The 17,513-nt window shown below is 44.7% G+C and carries 14 protein-coding genes and 1 riboswitch; of the genes, 8 read left to right on the top strand and 6 right to left on the bottom strand.

Features of this window, described 5'->3' with window-relative positions; translation table 11 throughout:
* Nucleotides 1-179: 179 nt before the first annotated feature.
* The 3 genes from glgC to R7O13_RS10825 all read left to right on the top strand — a co-directional run bounded on the left by glgC (nt 180) and on the right by R7O13_RS10825 (nt 3,757).
* Nucleotides 180-1,397, top strand: a complete 1,218-nt coding sequence (gene glgC / locus R7O13_RS10835; protein WP_017634726.1) for a glucose-1-phosphate adenylyltransferase — start codon at nt 180-182, stop codon at nt 1,395-1,397.
* Nucleotides 1,387-2,844: a glycogen synthase GlgA gene (glgA, locus tag R7O13_RS10830; RefSeq protein ID WP_017820031.1), complete on the top strand. Its 1,458-nt coding sequence runs from the start codon at nt 1,387-1,389 to the stop codon at nt 2,842-2,844. The genes glgC and glgA overlap by 11 nt, the downstream gene beginning before the upstream one ends.
* Before the next feature lie 109 nt (nt 2,845-2,953).
* On the top strand, nt 2,954-3,757 hold the full coding sequence (locus R7O13_RS10825) for an alpha/beta fold hydrolase (RefSeq protein WP_017820032.1): 804 nt from the start codon (nt 2,954-2,956) through the stop codon (nt 3,755-3,757).
* Nucleotides 3,758-3,788: 31 nt separating this feature from the next.
* Here R7O13_RS10825 and R7O13_RS10820 read toward each other — a convergent pair whose 3' ends face one another.
* The 5 genes from R7O13_RS10820 to torD form a co-directional block, all read right to left on the bottom strand.
* Nucleotides 3,789-4,109, bottom strand: coding sequence for a DUF2007 domain-containing protein (locus R7O13_RS10820; protein WP_318303823.1), 321 nt, complete (start codon nt 4,107-4,109; stop codon nt 3,789-3,791).
* A 20-nt stretch (nt 4,110-4,129) separates the two neighbouring features.
* Nucleotides 4,130-4,816, bottom strand: coding sequence for a TVP38/TMEM64 family protein (locus R7O13_RS10815; protein ID WP_005378366.1), 687 nt, complete (start codon nt 4,814-4,816; stop codon nt 4,130-4,132).
* 114 nt (nt 4,817-4,930) lie between these two features.
* Entirely contained in the window at nt 4,931-5,521 is a 591-nt protein-coding gene (locus tag R7O13_RS10810; protein ID WP_005378367.1) for a TfoX/Sxy family DNA transformation protein, read from the bottom strand.
* Between the two features lie 116 nt (nt 5,522-5,637).
* Nucleotides 5,638-5,727: riboswitch (cyclic di-GMP riboswitch) on the bottom strand.
* A 287-nt stretch (nt 5,728-6,014) separates the two neighbouring features.
* Complete coding sequence (gene purR, locus R7O13_RS10805; RefSeq protein ID WP_005378368.1) at nt 6,015-7,019, bottom strand: HTH-type transcriptional repressor PurR; 1,005 nt, start codon at nt 7,017-7,019, stop codon at nt 6,015-6,017.
* Nucleotides 7,020-7,487: 468 nt separating this feature from the next.
* Entirely contained in the window at nt 7,488-8,135 is a 648-nt protein-coding gene (gene torD, locus R7O13_RS10800; protein ID WP_005378369.1) for a molecular chaperone TorD, read from the bottom strand.
* Nucleotides 8,136-8,401: 266 nt separating this feature from the next.
* Here torD and torR point away from each other — a divergent pair, with 266 nt between their 5' ends.
* Nucleotides 8,402-9,112 (top strand): two-component system response regulator TorR, encoded by a 711-nt coding sequence (gene torR, locus R7O13_RS10795; protein WP_005378370.1) that lies wholly within the window; start codon nt 8,402-8,404, stop codon nt 9,110-9,112.
* Nucleotides 9,113-9,184: 72 nt separating this feature from the next.
* On the opposite strand, the gene elyC is transcribed toward torR, so the two are convergent.
* Entirely contained in the window at nt 9,185-9,970 is a 786-nt protein-coding gene (gene elyC, locus R7O13_RS10790) for an envelope biogenesis factor ElyC (RefSeq protein ID WP_005387893.1), read from the bottom strand.
* Nucleotides 9,971-10,084: 114 nt separating this feature from the next.
* Between elyC and cmoM the strand changes: the two genes are divergently transcribed.
* Genes cmoM through mukB form a run of 4 tightly spaced genes read left to right on the top strand, consistent with a single transcriptional unit; the run spans nt 10,085 to nt 17,388 of the window.
* A complete protein-coding gene (cmoM, locus tag R7O13_RS10785; protein ID WP_025766915.1) occupies nt 10,085-10,876 on the top strand; it encodes a tRNA uridine 5-oxyacetic acid(34) methyltransferase CmoM in 792 nt (263 codons plus the stop codon).
* Nucleotides 10,877-10,878: 2 nt separating this feature from the next.
* Complete coding sequence (gene mukF / locus R7O13_RS10780; RefSeq protein WP_213866951.1) at nt 10,879-12,216, top strand: chromosome partition protein MukF; 1,338 nt, start codon at nt 10,879-10,881, stop codon at nt 12,214-12,216.
* Complete coding sequence (gene mukE, locus R7O13_RS10775) at nt 12,197-12,922, top strand: chromosome partition protein MukE (protein WP_005378379.1); 726 nt, start codon at nt 12,197-12,199, stop codon at nt 12,920-12,922. The genes mukF and mukE overlap by 20 nt, the downstream gene beginning before the upstream one ends.
* Before the next feature lie 2 nt (nt 12,923-12,924).
* The gene (gene mukB, locus R7O13_RS10770; RefSeq protein ID WP_285335093.1) at nt 12,925-17,388 is read left to right on the top strand and encodes a chromosome partition protein MukB; all 4,464 of its coding nucleotides are present in this window, start codon (nt 12,925-12,927) and stop codon (nt 17,386-17,388) included.
* Nucleotides 17,389-17,513 lie beyond the last annotated feature (125 nt).

Genomic DNA, 17,513 nt, shown 5'->3' with positions numbered 1-17,513 from the left:
CGTCAAAAAATAAGGAAAGAGTGGACGTTGCATACTGGAAGTGCCGTAGCTTTTTTATCCGTGTTGTAAGAGTTCACAGAAACTCAGAGACGGTTGCTAAATGTATTCGCTTGACTCCCCGAGTATGACTCATTCAAGCGAGTACCAAATCCAAGCTATAACGATATGGAGAACAACAAATGGCTGGTGTTTTGGGAATGATTCTTGCTGGCGGTGAAGGCTCTCGTTTGAGACCTTTAACGGAATCTCGCAGTAAACCTTCGGTACCGTTTGGTGGTAGTTATCGATTGATCGATTTTGCTCTAAACAATTTTGTTAATGCGGATCTGATGCGCATTTACGTCCTAACCCAATTTAAATCTCAATCTTTATTCCATCACTTAAAAAAGGGGTGGAACATCAACGGCATTACAGACCGCTTTATCGATCCTATTCCCGCTCAAATGCGTACTGGTAAACGTTGGTACGAAGGGACGGCGGACGCGATCTATCAAAACCTGCGTTTTATGGAGTTAGAGGAACCAGAGCAAGTTTGTATTTTTGGCTCTGACCATATCTATAAGATGGATATCAAACAAATGCTGAACTTCCACTCAGAAAAGCAGGCTTCTCTGACGGTATCTGCATTGCGCATGCCACTAAAAGAGGCGTCGCAATTTGGGGTTATCGAAGTGGATAGTGAAGGTCGTATGATTGGCTTTGAAGAAAAACCAGCAAATCCGAAGTCGATTCCTGGGGACCCAGATTACGCTTTAGTTTCAATGGGTAACTATGTTTTTGAAGCTCAGGTACTGTTCTCAGAGTTGGTCGAAGATGCGGATAATGAAGCTTCATCACATGATTTTGGAAAGGACATCATTCCAAAGATGTTCCCTAGAGGTGATGTGTTCGTGTATGACTTCAGTACCAACAAAATCAGTGGCGAAAAAGAAGAGGTGTACTGGCGTGATGTCGGAACTATTGATGCGTACTGGCAAGCGCATATGGATCTGCTAGAAAAAGATGCACCATTTTCGCTGTACAACCGTAAATGGCCATTGCACACCTACTACCCACCATTGCCACCTGCGACATTTACCGACTCTGATAATGGTCGTGTGCAGATAATCGATAGTTTAGTGTGTAATGGCAGCTATGTTAGAGGCTCAAGAATCGAAAAGTCGGTGCTTGGTTTTCGCAGTAATATTGCTTCTGCTTGCGATATCAGCGAATGTATACTTCTTGGTGACGTAAAAATTGGCGAAGGCTGTGTTTTACGTCGTGTGATTGTCGACAAGGATGCCGATATTGCTCCTGGTACTCAGATTGGTGTGAATCTTCAAGAAGATAAAAAACACTTCCACGTGTCTGAGGAGGGCATTGTTGTTATTCCGAAAGGAGCTCGAGTTGGCTACTAACAACTTATCTATTCTGTTTGTAGCTTCTGAGGTTGAAGGCCTCATTAAAAGTGGTGGCTTGGCAGATGTTGCCAAGGCACTACCGGAAGCCCTTCAAAACCTACAGCAAGACGTAAGAATTACCATCCCTGCGTACAGTAGTATTGATAAACTCGCAGACGCAGAAGTTGTATTAGAAACAGAATTAACATCATGGCCGCATACGGAGTATCGAGTTTTGCGGCTCATGTTAGGTCAAAATCCTGTTTACCTGATTGATTGTCCGCCGTATTTCAATCGACCATCAATGTATGCGGAGAACAACCAAGCGTATACTGATAACGGCGAGCGCTTTGCGTTTTTTAGTGCAGCATGTCTCGATATGTTACCCAAGCTCGCCTTTCAACCTAATATCATACACGCGAACGATTGGCACACAGGTCTTGTTCCATTTTTGCTCAAGCACAGGTATGGCAATGATCCGTTTTTTGCTCATACTAAAAGCGTCATTTCAATTCACAATGCGGTCTTTAAAGGCGTATTTAGTTATGAAGACGTGCAGTGTTTGCCAGAGTTTCATTGTAGAAACGTTCCCGATGCTGCGGTGAGTGCAACGCATATTACGATGCTTAAAGCTGGTGTAATGAATGCAGATAAGATAAACGCGGTTAGCCCTACGTACGCAGAGGAACTAAAAACAGAGCTTGGCAGTCACGGCATGGCTTGGGAGTTTCAGCAACGCGCGCAGGACTTAGTCGGCATCTTGAACGGTTGTGATTACAGTGCTTGGAATCCGGAAACTGATACCTACTTGCCGGTTAATTACTGCGCCGACCAGCAAAGTATGTCGCAAGGGAAGAAAGCTTGTAAAAAAGCATTACAACAGCGACTAAATTTGCCCGAAAAAAATGTAGCTATGTTCGGTATGGTTTGTCGGTTGACCCAGCAGAAAGGCGTTCATTACTTGTTGCCTGCTTTGGCCGATTTTTTAAAGCACGATGTTCAGCTAGTTGTCGTTGGGACCGGAGACCCTGTTCTTGCCGCTCAGTTACGAGAGGTTGCCGCGCAGTTTTCTAGCAAATTTGCCTTTGTAGAAGCGTATGACAATGAACTTGCGCATATCGTTGAAGCTGGTTCTGATTTCTTCTTGATGCCTTCTGAGTTTGAACCATGTGGCTTAAACCAAATCTATAGTATGGCTTATGGGACATTACCGATAGTACGCGGTGTTGGTGGCTTAAAGGACAGCGTTAGCGATTATGATGTAAACCCATCTGAAGCAACGGGGTTTGTTTTTTTCGAACCGACACCGCAGGCATTGTTGTTAACGATGCTAAGGGCACTGTTGCTCTACGCTCAAAACGAGCCTGAAGTGAATAAAGTACAGTTGCACGCGATGCAACAAGACTTTTGTTGGCAAAAGGCCGCAGAATCTTATTTGCAGCTTTACCACTCAGCGTTAGTTTGACTTAAAATTGTAACGAAAGGCACCGAATGAGGTGCCTTTATTATCTTGAGTAAGGGGAGTGTGGTAGGATGGCTTTTTACTCAATAGCACGATCTTTTTGATACTCAATATGACCCAGCCGCTACTTTTTCATAAAACCTATTTGCACCCTACTAGTAATGAGTGGGTTGTATTTGTGCACGGTGCTGGTGGTAGCTCTTCTATCTGGTTCAAGCAAATTAAAGCTTACAAGCAACACTTTAACTTATTGCTGATCGATTTAAGAGGTCATGGAAAGTCAAATCAGTTACTTAAAGAGCTCATTGCTAGCCGTTATACCTTTACGGAAGTTACCCAAGATATTTTGAAAGTATTGGACCATTTAAAGATCCAATCCGCTCATTTTGTCGGTATGTCGCTTGGTACTATTATTGTTCGAAACCTTGCTGAATTGTCATCAGAGCGCGTACGTTCGATGGTGCTCGGCGGTGCTGTCACAAGGCTTAACACTCGTTCTCAGATATTGGTGAAATTAGGTAATTTTTGTAAGCATATCCTACCGTACATGTGGCTCTACAAACTGTTCGCTTATATTGTTATGCCTCAAAGAAGCCAACGAGAATCTCGCCACCTTTTTATTCGCGAAGCCAAGAAGCTTTGCCAAAAAGAATTTAAACGTTGGTTTATTCTTGCCGCTGATGTAAATCCGTTAATGAAATATTTTAAAGATCGAGAGTTACCCATTCCGACTCTTTACTTAATGGGCGACAGGGATTACATGTTTATTAAACCTGTCAAAGAAATGGTTGCAGCACATAAGCTCAGCATTCTACGAGAAATCCCGAATTGTGGTCATGTATGCAATGTAGAGCGTCCAGAAGACTTCAATCAACACTCCATCGAGTTTATTAAACAGCAAGCTGTATGTGCTTAAAACTGAGTGCATCCACTGAATAGGAGAGCCGCTATAGCTCTCCTAGTTGATATCCACATTGCCAACATGCACCAAATTGCACTTCGTTTATTTCATGACATTTTGGGCATTGCCAATCTTGATACTCATGCCTATCGGATTGTTTTCGATATGCTTTTACTATTTCTTCAGCTTTCATCTTTTGTGCAGTGTCAAAAAGCCACACATAAGGATCGGTATCATCACCAAACGGCAGTTCTCCTTTTAAGCCGAAAATACCTTCTCCACGAACTTCACAGTAAATTTGTTCCACTTTAAGCAGCTCACATACAATGTGTGCTTCTGCTGGGTTTTTAGCGATAAATATTTTCATCAAAATACCCACTTCACCAATTACGAGTTTTGCTGACTTGGTGTCGGCCTTACTTTATTCATAACCCATTTAGTGATGATTGGAAATAGTCCCAATAGCGCAAAAGACGCTAATACTGCGGGTGAAACAATGCCCGATAGGCTTTCAATTGTTGCTAATTGAGTACCTGCATTCAGATATACGGCTGTGCCTGGCAGCATACCTATTTGGCTAGTGAGATAAAATCTACCTACAGACATCGGCGTTAAGCCCATCAGTAAGTTGATTAGAAAGAAAGGGAATACAGGGATTAGACGCAAGGAAAATAGATAAAAAGCTCCGTCTTTTTCGACACCTTGATTAATTGCGTTGAGTTTATTTCCGAATTTGTTTTGTACCCAGTCACGCAATAAGTATCGGCTGCTCAAGAAGGCCAGTGTTGCCCCCATAGTGCTAGCGAAAGAAACCAGTAGCAAGCTTGTCCAAAAACCAAATAAGGCTGCACCAAGTAAGGTGACTACTGCCGCTCCTGGGATAGAAAAAGCGGTAATTGCAATGTAGGTAAAAAAGTAAATCGCAGCCGAGAATACAAAATTCTGATCGATGTATGTAGTTAGTGCTTCTTGTTGGGCTTTTGCATTCTCTAAGGTTAAATACTGGCCAAAGTTAATACCTAAAAAGACGATAGCCGCTAGTAGGATGAGACCTAAAATCAGTTTCTTATTCATAATTTTGATTCCAATTTGGGATATATGTAATAAGACAGTAGGAAAACCGAAAAAATTTCACAAAAAAACCGCAGATTAGACTGCGGTTTTACAAGATAGTTTTTAGGCCGACTTTTATTGGAGGCCGTTCATCAACTCATCTCGGCGAGCTTGAGGTACCACACTCCAATGAGTGCCGTTGATAGCACCTTCTAGTGCCCATAGCAACTCAATGTTGACGGTTGCAGAGTGCGTATCTCTTATCGCTTTATAGGCGTTAAGCGCACCTTCCTCTTCAAGCTTCTCTACGGATTCGATGCCGGCTTTTTTTAGCATGCGCTCGGTAGCCAGTCGTAAGTTAGGCAAATCTTTCAAACGGTTAGGCTTTGTACTTGCTTGCTGTTCTTTCTCAAGCTTTGCCTTTTTCAATGATTGATTCGCTACTTCGATTAAGCGTTCGCTTGATTCCCATAAATCGCTGGAAATAGCGTAGTACTTTGTAACGACTGGGAAGCCACGTTTTTTATAAACGTAAGGCTTTAGCCCTTGTTTCTCGAAGTCAGATGAAGTTTTTTGGTCTGCTCTGATATGAAGCTGATTATTTACCACTAGTGCAAACATTGTTTCATCAGCGAATAGTCCGAAGCCACCAAACATTGAGCGCGACTTGATATTACCAAGTGCCTCAAATAGCTTCATAGAGTCTTTGAGTATCGGTTTATCCATGTTTTGTTATCTCGGTGTAATTAATATTACGCCACCAAAAGTCAGGTCCGAGAGAGTAGCAAACATGCGTAAAAACAATGTCATTACAGAGTAAAGTCATTGCTTACACACTTGCCATCGGTAACCCCGCTACCTTCCATATCGCAATATGGTTCAGGCCGGAGGCTTTGCGTCCCACTCTTTCGAATGGTTTGCCCTGTGCGTGACACAATGAGCATACTTCTTATATTGAATTAACATCACGGTTTAGCGTTAAAAGTGTGATTTTGGTTCAATAAAAATGATAGATTGAATGCTCTATTTTGCATATGGAAAGGTGCAAATTGGCCTTTGAAAAGGAGTTCTTAATATATATTACATTTATATAAAACAGGGAGTTAACGTTAGTCAATTGTTATTAGAGCGGTGTGAAGTATTAGAGAATGCTTAATTTTCCCAAAAAAATAAGCGCCCCTGTAGAGCGCTTATTTAACACGGTTAAATACAGTGAAATTTAGTTCATTTTTTTCACAGTATTTCGAATTACAAGCTCAGGTTGCATTTCGAAAATTCGTTTTTCGTGTTCTTTATCTTTGATACGCTCAAGTAGAATTTCGAATGCATTTTTACCAACACGACGTTTAGGTTGGTGGATAGTCGTTAGCGGTGGAGAGAAGTATTCCGCAAGCTCGATGTTGTCGTAGCCGATCACTGAAATATCTTCAGGAATTTTGATCCCGTTTTGTTGCAAGCGGCTCATTAGGCCTAGAGCCATTGTGTCGTTAAAACAGAATACCGCCGTCGGGCGCTTGTCCATTGCGGTAATTTTATCTGCAACTAATACGGCCGTATCACATTCAAAGTTACCTTCAAGGATCCAGTCTTCATTTACAGCTAGGTTCGCTTCGCTCATTGCGCGACGGAAACCTGCAATGCGCTCTTGGCAAGCAAGCTTTTCAAAATGACCGCTTAGACAAGCGATATCCGTATGACCATTGTCAATCAGATGTTTGGTTGCAATGTAGCCACCTTCTTCTGAGTTATCCATGATCTTGTCTGCTTGTGAGCTCTCTGGGCCCCAATCCATGACCACTTTAGGAATGTCCGCATGACGGTCAAGCATCTCTTTTAGTTCTTCGGTTAAGTCAGAACACATCACTAGGATGCCATCAACGCGCTTTTCAGCCAGCATACGAATGTAATCGCGTTGTTTTTCGTAAATCCCGCCTGTGTTACATAAAATCAGAGTATAGCCTTGGCGGTAACAGTAGCTCTCAACGCCATCAATCACTTCTGAGAAAAATAGGTTAGTTGATTGAGTTACTAACATGCCAATCGTACGAGTTGAGTTGCATTTTAGGCTGCGTGCAACGGCACTTGGCGCGTAATTCAGCTCGTCAACGGCTTTCATTACTTTTTCTTGCGTTGCTTCTGCAACGAAACGCGTTTTATTGATAACGTGCGAAACTGTCGTAGTGGAAACGCCGGCTAAGCGAGCAACGTCTTTTATCGTGGCCATAAATGGTGTCCTGTATCGAGCTACTGAAATATGTCGTATTGGATGTACCTGATGCTCTAATGGTTTCACACCTAGCAATATAAAATTGGCGCTAAGTGTCTCGGCAGCGGTTGATCCAAGTGCGACAAAAGGGTACGTAGCAGCATCGGTCGATGAATTTTATCTTTTTTCTATCTGATGAGAAATTGCCATCAACCTGTTAAGAAAACACAAAAACCGCTATATTTCAGCGGTTTACATATAAATCATATTTAATCGTTTGCGCTCACATTTTAGCCCTATGTGGACTGACTAGCAATGTTTTCAGCAAGAGATTTGTGTATTTGAAGTCACATTTTGACTGCTAAATAACCAAGCGTCTTTGCGCTAAGTTAAGGCAAACGAATATTATACCCAAGTTACTTACAATTGGTCACTTTCAGGCATACAGGAAGCCCGATAGGCAGGCTCCCTAAAAATAGGCGGCAATTATTCACCAAGAAGGTAGGCGCTGTCTAGTTTACAAAATGCAACTAATAGTTTCGCGACACTCGAGTAAAATCCAAATTCGTCGAATTTTTTACATTTGTCTGAAAACTGAGGTAACCAAGACATCAATTGTTGCTGGATAAAGTCGTTTTGTTTAACGAAGGCTTCTTCCATGTGTTTTTCTTGTTCAAGCTCGTTTGAGCGGATAATCATGTTCCCGAGAAAGTCGAGCTCAACGGCTAAGTGATCCGCAGGTTCCTTTAGGTTTTCGTCTACTTGAACGCCAAATTCAGCCATCAACTTTTCCATTTCCTCAGCTGGCTTGTCATTCAGTAAACCTGATTCACCAATGTACATGGATGCGTAAGGAAGAGCGCCGTATTTTTCTGTCTTCAAAAACAGTTCACAAAAGTCAGCTGCAAGCTCTAGTTGTGCATCTTCACGATCTTGTAACCGATTCAATGCATCAACTAGGCTATCAACAGCTGGTTTCAGCGACTCATTTTCACCTAAACCTGCGAGAAAACTGCGAATTTCAACACTGTGATAGGCTTCCAATTCTTTCTCTGTTAGTTCTTTTGCGAACAAGCTCGAAAACCACCAGTAAATTTCAGCGCGTTTTTCATTAAAAGCTTTCACTTCTTGCATTTTGGGCTCCTGAATGATGCTTCAAGTCATGCATCACAAAGTCAATTAGGGATATCCCCTAAGTGTAATCAATTAAAATGAATAGCAGTAACTATAATTGTTATGTTTTATGGTCAAAAATGACCGTTTATTAATAGCAATGGGCAAGCTTGTTTTGAATCAATAAAAACGCTAAATCTTGCGTTTTAATGTATCTATGACTAGAAATGTTACTAGTTATGAATAGAATACGTCTTGGATAATAAGAAGACAGAAAAGTGGTGTAAATGAGCTATCACGTATTAGTCGTAGAAGATGATGTTGTAACTCGTAGTAAGCTTGCGGGGTATTTCCAAAATGAGGGCTACCAAGTCAGCGAAGCAGAGAGTGGCGCAGAAATGCGTGAAGTTTTGCAAGCGGGCGATGTAGACCTGATCATGCTGGATATTAACCTGCCTGGTGAAGACGGCCTGATGCTTACTCGTGAGTTACGTAGCCAATCGGATATTGGTATCATATTAGTAACAGGACGCACGGATAGCATTGATAAAATCGTAGGCCTAGAAATGGGTGCTGACGATTATGTGACAAAACCTTTTGAACTGAGAGAGCTGTTAGTTCGCGTTAAAAACTTGCTGTGGCGTATTTCAGCAGCGCGCAGTGGCAGCTCGAAAGCGAATGAAACCAGTGAAGAGCACATTGTGCGCTTTGGGGAGTGGACATTCGACATTCAACGTCGCGCACTTAGCCGCAACGGTGAGCCAGTAAAACTAACTAAAGCAGAGTATGAACTTTTGGTGGCATTATCGTCTTACCCTAACCAGGTGTTAAGTCGTGAGCGTATTTTGAACATGATCAGCCATCGAGTGGATGCGCCGAATGACCGCACCATTGATGTTCTTATTCGACGTATGCGCGCAAAAATGGAGTTCGATCCTAAGAACCCACAGATTTTTGTAACGGTACACGGCGAGGGCTATATGTTTGCTGGTGACTAGTTTGAACATAACTCAATCGTAAAAAGAAAAAGGAGAGCTTCGGCTCTCCTTTTTTGTGGCTTCAAGATAATACTAGTTTGCTTCAACCATTGGTGTTTGGCCGACAGTATCACGCAACCTTTGCCAAATACTGCCCAAGTACTCATGCCAATAAAGCTCTGTTTGTTCTAAGTAACGCGCTTTAGGTGAGTATTTATCCCAAGGTTGACTTATCTCGCTAATAGCTAAGAAGTTGGTCGGGGCTGGGATTGGTTTAATGCCTGCTGCGTTGAACTCATACAATGCACGGCTCATGTGACTCGCAGAAGTGACTAACACAATTTCCTTTTGTTGAACGAATGCAGCCGCTTGACGCGCCTCTTCCCACGTATCTTTCGCATCTTCTAATAAAATGATATCGGATTTCGCGACTCCCAACGCAAGGGCAACGTTCGCCATCATTCGCGCGTGGCTAATTTCAGATCCGCCAGCATAGCCGGATAAGATTAATTTCGCGCCTGGATACATTCTTAAAATACGAATGCCCTCAGTTAAGCGCATTAATGCTGCACGGCTTAACTGCGAGGTGGGTGGAATTTCGTCATCGATAACATGACCATTCCCTAAAACCATCACGTAGTCGATGGTGCCAGAAACTGGCAAAAAGGCTTTATGCTCTCGCTCTAACGGCATAAGAAGCTTGGTTGAAACAGGTTGGAAGGCAACAAGAAAAATGCCAACAAAAGAGAATAGAACAACGAAGCAGCCAGTTTTACGTTTTGTAGTAAAACTAATGAGAGCAAGACCCAACAAGCCTATCAGCAGCAATGCCGGAAGGGGCATAAGCATGGCTGACACTACTTTTTTCAGCTCAAACATACATAAATAGTCCGAAAAAACATCAATTGATAATAAAAATGAGGGTATCCCTCTTTATTCCTGCTTTCCTTGTGCCAGAATAGCGGCACAATCCGTTATGATAACTCAGCAGAAGTGACAGAAGACCGCAATTTCGACGATATCGCCCACAAATTTGCAAAAAATATTTACGGCTCCGATAAAGGGGAGATCCGCCAAATCATTGTGTGGGAAGATTTTCTACAGATTCTAAGTGAATTAGATGCTGACCAGCAACCCCTAGAAGTGTTAGACGCTGGTGGTGGTTTGGCACAAATGTCGCAAAAGCTTGCTAAGCTCGGACATCGAATCGCTTTATGTGATCTATCTTCGGAAATGCTGCAGTTGGCTAAGCAGGATATTGAAAAAAACGGTTTGCTTGAGCAGTATCGCCTGATTCATTCGCCTGTCCAATCCATCGGTGAACATATGGATGGACAGGTCGATCTGGTTATGTTCCACGCTGTGATGGAGTGGCTGGTTGATCCTAAGGCCGCACTTGAAACAGTTCTTGAACAAGTAAAACCGGGAGGTATCGCATCAGTCATGTTCTACAACCACCACGGTTTAGTCTATAAAAACGTGGTTTGTGGCAACATTCCTCATATATTAGACGGCATGCCTCACCGAAAAAGATTTAAACTACAGCCGCAAAAAGGCTTAAAACCTGAAGAAGTCTACCAGTGGATAGAAAATTCAGGTTTTAATATTTGTGGCAAATCTGGTATTCGCTCATTTAGTGATTACATAGGCAATATGGAATACATGGGTGATTACGAGTTTGAAGATGTGTTGGCGCTAGAAAAACAACTTTGTCGACAAGAGCCATACCTCTCATTAGGCCGCTACATTCATGTGTGGGCTAAAAAGAACGATAAACAGGAATAACAATGAGTGAGATGACTCTCAATGCTGCAGAGCAACCAATCGATGAGCTGGTTGGCTGGGTTAAGCAGCACGATTTCTCGTTGAACCTGACCACAGAGCGATTGGCATTTTTGATAGCCATTGCCGTACTGAGTAATGAAAGGTTCGATGAAGAACTGGGTGAAGGTGAACTGCATGATGCATTTGCCATCGTCACTCGACTATTTGATGAGACCGGCGAAGCCTCCGCTTTTCGTGCGAACAATGCGATCAACGAGATGGTTAAGCAGCGTCTTATGAGCCGTTTTGTCAGTGAGATTACTGACGGAGCGAGCATTTACCGCTTGTCGCCATTAGCGATAGGAATAACCGACTACTACGTGCGTCATCGTGAGTTCTCAAAACTGCGTCTATCTATCCAGCTATCCATGGTAGCGGATGAAATGGCGAAAGCGATTGAGGCAGCACAAAAAGGTGGCACACCGGGTCACTGGAAGAAAAACGTATACGGTGTTTTAAAATATTCTGTAGGCGAAATTTTCGATCAAATTGACCTCAACCAACGTGTTATGGATGAGCAGCAACAGTCAGTGAAACAACAGATTGCTGACCTGCTTAACAAAGACTGGCGTGAAGCGATCAACAACTGTGAAGCACTTCTGTCAGAAACATCAAGCACGTTGCGTGAACTTCAAGATACGCTGCAAGCCGCCAGTGATGAACTGCAAACTCAGATCCTCGATATTCAAGAAATTGTTTACGGTGACCCTGAGCTGGAGTTTATCGAAGAAGCCTTGTTTGGTCTGCAAATGAAGCTGGACCGAATCACAAGCTGGGGCCAGCAAGCTATCGACCTTTGGATTGGTTACGACCGACACGTGCACAAGTTTATCCGTACTGCAATCGATATGGATAAGAATCGTGCGTTTAGCTCGCGTCTGCGTCAATCTGTCAAAGATTACTTCGATGCGCCTTGGTATCTGACTTATGCAGATGCGGAGAGGCTTTCCGACCTTCGTGATGAGGCCCTAGTACTGCGTGATGACGAGGTCACGGGTCAAGTTCCGATGGAAGTAGAATACGAAGAGTTTCAACAAGTCAATGATGAGTTGGCAGAGCGAATTGGTGACATGCTGAAAGCGCATAAAGATCAAGGCACACCAATCGATTTGAGTGTGGTACTGCGAGATTACCTTGCACAGCACCCTTACACTCATCATTTTGATTTAGCTCGCATTATCGTCGATCAAGCTGTACGTCTAGGGTATTCAGAATCGGATTACCAAGCGATTCAACCAGACTGGAAAGCAATCAACGAATTTGGGGCAAAGGTACAAGCGAATGTCATCGACCGATACTAATGAATACATGTCAGAGAATCTGGCAAAAGCAATTTCTAACCCTCTGTTCCCAGCGCTAGACAGCATGCTTCGAGCAGGGCGTCATATCTCAAGTGAAGATCTAGACAATCACGCGTTGTTGTCGGATTTCGAACTTGAGCTTTCTTCTTTCTACCAACGCTACAACACCGAATTGGTGAAAGCGCCAGAAGGTTTCTTCTACCTTCGTCCTCGTTCAACGTCTCTGATTGGCCGTAGTGTTCTTTCTGAACTGGATATGCTGGTGGGTAAGGTACTGTGTTTCCTTTACCTAAGCCCAGAGCGTCTTGCGCACGAAGGCATCTTCACTAACCAAGAGCTGTACGACGAACTGCTTGCTCTAGCAGATGAAAATAAGCTGATGAAGCTAGTGACGAACCGTGCTACCGGTTCTGACCTTGATAAAGAAAAGCTGTTTGAAAAAGTACGTACGTCACTTCGTCGTCTGCGTCGCCTAGGCATGATCATCAACATCGGTGAAACCGGTAAATTCAGCATCAGTGAAGCGGTATTCCGCTTTGGTGCCGATGTACGTATTGGCGATGACATGCGTGAAGCGCAGCTGCGTCTGATCCGTGATGGTGAAGCAGTAGTGCACACCAAAGAGCCAAGCCAAGGCAGCTTATTGTCTGAAGAAGATCAAGACGACCAAGCCCAAGAAGAAACAACAGAAGAGGGTGAAGCATGAGCATGATTGAACGCGGTAAATACCAATCGCTGACCATGGTCAACTGGAACGGCTTCTTTGCCCGTACGTTTGACATCGATGGTCTGGTCACCACGCTATCAGGTGGTAACGGTGCAGGTAAATCAACCACAATGGCGGCGTTCATCACCGCATTGATTCCTGACCAAACGCTACTGCACTTCCGTAACACGACAGAAGCAGGCAGCAGCCAATCGTCTCGCGACAAAGGTTTGTACGGTAAGCTACAGCCGGGCGCATGTTATGCGGCGCTGGACGTGGTGAACTCACGTAACCAACGCCTATTGTTTGCAGTAAAACTGCAGCAAGTTGCGGGTCGTGATAAGAAAGTAGACATCAAACCGTTTGTTATCCAAGGTCTTCCAAGCCATGTGAAACCAACGGATATCTTGGTGGAAAGCGTATCGGCGACTCAAGCTCGTGTACGTCAAATCAATGAAGTAAAAGAATCGATCGCGGAATTTGAAGGCGTTCAGTTCAAAGCGTTCTCTTCTATCGTGGATTACCACGCACAAATGTTTGAATTCGGTGTGATTCCGAAGAAACTGCGTAACTCTGGTGACCGCTCTAAATTCTACCGCCTGATCGAAGCATCGCTTTACGGTGGTATTTCAAGTGCGATTACGCGCTCGCTACGTGACTACCTTTTGCCACAAAACGGCGGCGTGAAAAAAGCGTTCCAAGATATGGAATCGGCACTGCGTGAAAACCGCATGACGCTAGAAGCGATCAAAACTACGCAAGCAGACCGTGACTTGTTCAAACACTTGATCACAGAGTCGACTAACTACGTGGCAGCGGACTATATGCGCCATGCTAACGAGCGTCGTAAAAAACTAGAACAGACATTGTCTTTGCGTTCAGAGTTATTTGGTTCTCGCGAGACCTTGATTGAGCAAAACAATCTGCTTAATCGCGTTCAAGAAGAGCTGGAACTGCTGATCGAGTCAGAATCTTCTTTAGAGCAAGACTACCAAGCGGCTTCTGATCACTTGCAACTGGTGCAAAACGCGCTGCGTCAGCAAGAGAAGATCGAACGCTACCAAGAAGATCTTGAAGAGCTGAGCGAGCGTCTTGAAGAACAAATGATGGTAGTCGAAGAAGCGCAAGAACGCGTGATGATGGCTGAAGAGCAAGCTACCGTTGCAGAAGAAGAGGTGGATAGCCTTAAGACGCAACTTGCTGATTACCAGCAAGCTCTTGACGTTCAGCAAACTCGCGCCCTTCAATATCAACAAGCAGTTCAAGCGCTGGAGAAAGCGAAGCAACTACTTGGCGATGACAGCCTAACGGCGGAATCGGCTCAAGCGCTTGTCTCTGAGCTTAAGAACAAAGAGTCAGAAAGCACCAATGCGTTGCTATCGGTTAAGCACAAACTGGACATGTCTTCTGCAGCGGCAGAGCAGTTTGAAACCGCGCTTAAACTGGTACAAAGCATTGTTGGTCAAGTTGAGCGCAAAGACGCGTCTGAACATGCGAAAACCGCAATTGCGAAAGCGCGTGAGTCACAACAAATCGCACAAAACGAACAGCAATGGCGAGCACAACACCGTGATCTCGAACGCAGCCTTAACCAGCAGCGTCAAGCACGTGAACTGGTTGCTGAATACAAAAAGCAATATCACGTTGAACTAACCGATGAGGTTACGTTTGAACAAGAACGTGAACGTCATGCGACGCAAATCGAATCACTAGAGATAGCTCAAGAAGAAGTTCGTGATCAGCGTGGTGAACAGCGCCGTCTAGAGCAAAACGCGGTGGCAGAAATCAGTAAGCTTGAAGCAATAGCACCAGCTTGGATTGCGGCGAACGATGCGCTAGAGAAACTGAGAGAGCAGAGCGGTGAAGAGCTTGAGGATCGCCATGCGGTAATGAACCACATGCAAGTTGTCCTTGAACAAGAAAGGGAGCTGTCTTTAGCTAAAGATAAGCTTGCTGAGCGCCGTAGCCAGCTAGACTCTGAGATTGAGCGTCTTGCTTCTCCTGGTGGTTCAAATGACCCTCGCCTGAAAGGTTTAGCAGATACGCTGGGCGGTGTATTGCTGTCTGAGATCTACGATGACATCACGATTGATGACGCGCCTTACTTCAGTGCGATGTACGGTCCGGCTCGTCACGCTATCGTTGTTTCTGACTTGTCAGGCATCGAAGAAAAACTGGTAGAGCTAGACGACTGTCCAGAAGACTTGTACATCATTGAAGGTGACATCGATGCCTTTGATGACAGCTCGTTCGATGCAGAAGAGTTAGAGGGCGCGGTTTGCGTTCGTATGAACGATCGCCAAATGCGTTACTCTCGCTTGCCTGAGATCCCATTGTTTGGCCGCGCGGCACGTGAGCAGCGTCTAGAGTTGCTGCGTAACGAACGAGAAGAAGTGGTAGAGAAACACGCAAAAGCGGCGTTTGATTCTCAGAAAATGCAGCGCTTGTACCAAGCGTTTAACTTATTTGTGTCTAACCACATTCAGGTTGCTTTTGACGCCGATCCAGAACAAGCACTGGCAACTATTCGTGATAAGCGTAACCAAATTGCTCGCGTGCTGGCGGATCTGGATGCGAAAGAGCAACAACAACGTTCTCAGCTTCAAACCAGCAAGCAAGCGTTGTCTTCTCTGGACAAGCTAGCGTCACACATGGTGCTTGTTGAAGATGAGTCATTGCAAGCGCGTTTTGATGAGCTAGAAGAGAAAATCGCTCAGCTGGCAGAGGCGAAGAACTTCTTAAGCAACCATGCAAAAGCCGTCGGGCAATTAGAGAATATTGCGTCTGCGCTTGATGCTGACCCCGAGCAATTCGATGCACTAGAAGCAGAATACAAAGCGGCAGACGAGCAGCTACAAGATCTTAAGAAGCAAATCTTTGCACTTTCAGATCTCGTTGAACGCCGCCACTACTTCGCTTACTCTGATTCAGTAGACCTACTGAACAAGAGCAGCGAACTGAGTGAGCAGCTAAAAGCAAAACTGGTTCAAGCTGAACAAATGCGTACACGCTCTCGTGAAGAGTTGAAACAGTCGCAAGGCCAAATGAACCAATACAACCAAGTATTGGCTTCTCTGAAGAGTTCACACCAAGCGAAACTGGAAACGGTTCAAGAGTTCAAACAAGAACTTCAAGAGTTTGGCGTGAACGCTGACGAAGGTGCAGAAGAGCGCGCAATGCGTCGTCGTGACGAATTGCACGAGCGTCTACACACGTCTCGCAGCCGTAAGAGCGAATACGAGCGCACGATCACCTCTACTGAACTAGAGATGAAAGGCTTGGCAAAACGTCTGAAGAAAGTTCAGAAAGAATACGTTGAGCTGCGTACGTTCGTGGTTGCTGCGAAAGCCGGCTGGTGTTCAGTGCTTCGTCTGGCGCGTGAGAATGATGTTGAGCGTCGTCTACACAAGCGTGAACTGGCTTACATGTCAGCGGATGAACTGCGTTCGATGTCGGATAAATCACTGGGTGCGCTGCGTCTAGCGGTTGCGAACAATGACGACCTGCGTGATGCACTCCGTTTGTCTGAAGACAACGCTCGTCCAGAGCGTAAAGTTCTGTTCTATATTGCTGTATACCAACACCTTCGTGAGCGTATTCGTCAGGATATCATCCGTACTGATGACCCAGTTGAAGCAATCGAAGAGATGGAAGTCGAGCTGGCGCGTCTAACGGAAGAGCTAACGCAACGTGAAAACCGTCTAGCGATCAGCTCTGAGTCGGTAGCGAGCATCATCAAGAAGACGATTCAGCGTGAGCAAAACCGTATTCGTATGCTGAACCAAGGCTTGTCGAACATTTCGTTTGGCCAGGTGAAAGGCGTACGTCTAAACGTGAAGATCCGCGAAAGTCACGAAGTGCTACTGAACGGTCTAGCGACACAGCAAGAGCAGCACAAAGACCTGTTTGAATCGACTCGCTTTACTTTCTCCGAAGCAATGGCGAAGCTGTTCCAACGTGTGAACCCACATATCGATATGGGTCAACGTTCTCCTCAGGTTCTGGGTGAAGAGCTACTGGATTACCGTAACTACCTAGAGCTAAGTGTAGAAGTGAACCGTGGTACAGATGGTTGGCTACAGGCTGAGTCTGGCGCACTATCAACAGGTGAAGCGATCGGTACCGGTCAGTCAATCCTATTGATGGTAGTACAAAGCTGGGAAGAAGAGTCTCGTCGTCTACGCAGCAAAGACATTGTGCCTTGTCGTTTGCTCTTCTTGGATGAAGCAGCGCGTCTGGATGCGAAATCGATCGCGACATTGTTCGAATTGTGTGACCGTCTGGATATGCAGCTTCTTATCGCGGCACCAGAAAACATCAGCCCAGAGAAAGGTACGACCTACAAACTGGTGCGTAAGGTGTTTAAAGACCACGAACACGTACACGTGGTTGGCTTGCGTGGTTTTGGTCAAACGGATAAGCCTAAGACTGAAGCGCAAGAGATGATTGAAGAGTTTGAATCGTAAACTGCGAATCTAACAAAACGCCCGCATGAACGCGGGCGTTTTTGTATCTGTTTGCGAGGTAGGCTTCGAACTACATAAGATAAGCCGAGACTGTAGGACGGCAGTCTCGGCTTATTAGCGGAACT

This window comes from Vibrio sp. Y176 (assembly GCF_033438945.1).
The sequence above is the reverse complement of the archived record's forward strand: the minus strand, read 5'-3'. Positions and strand labels throughout refer to the sequence as shown.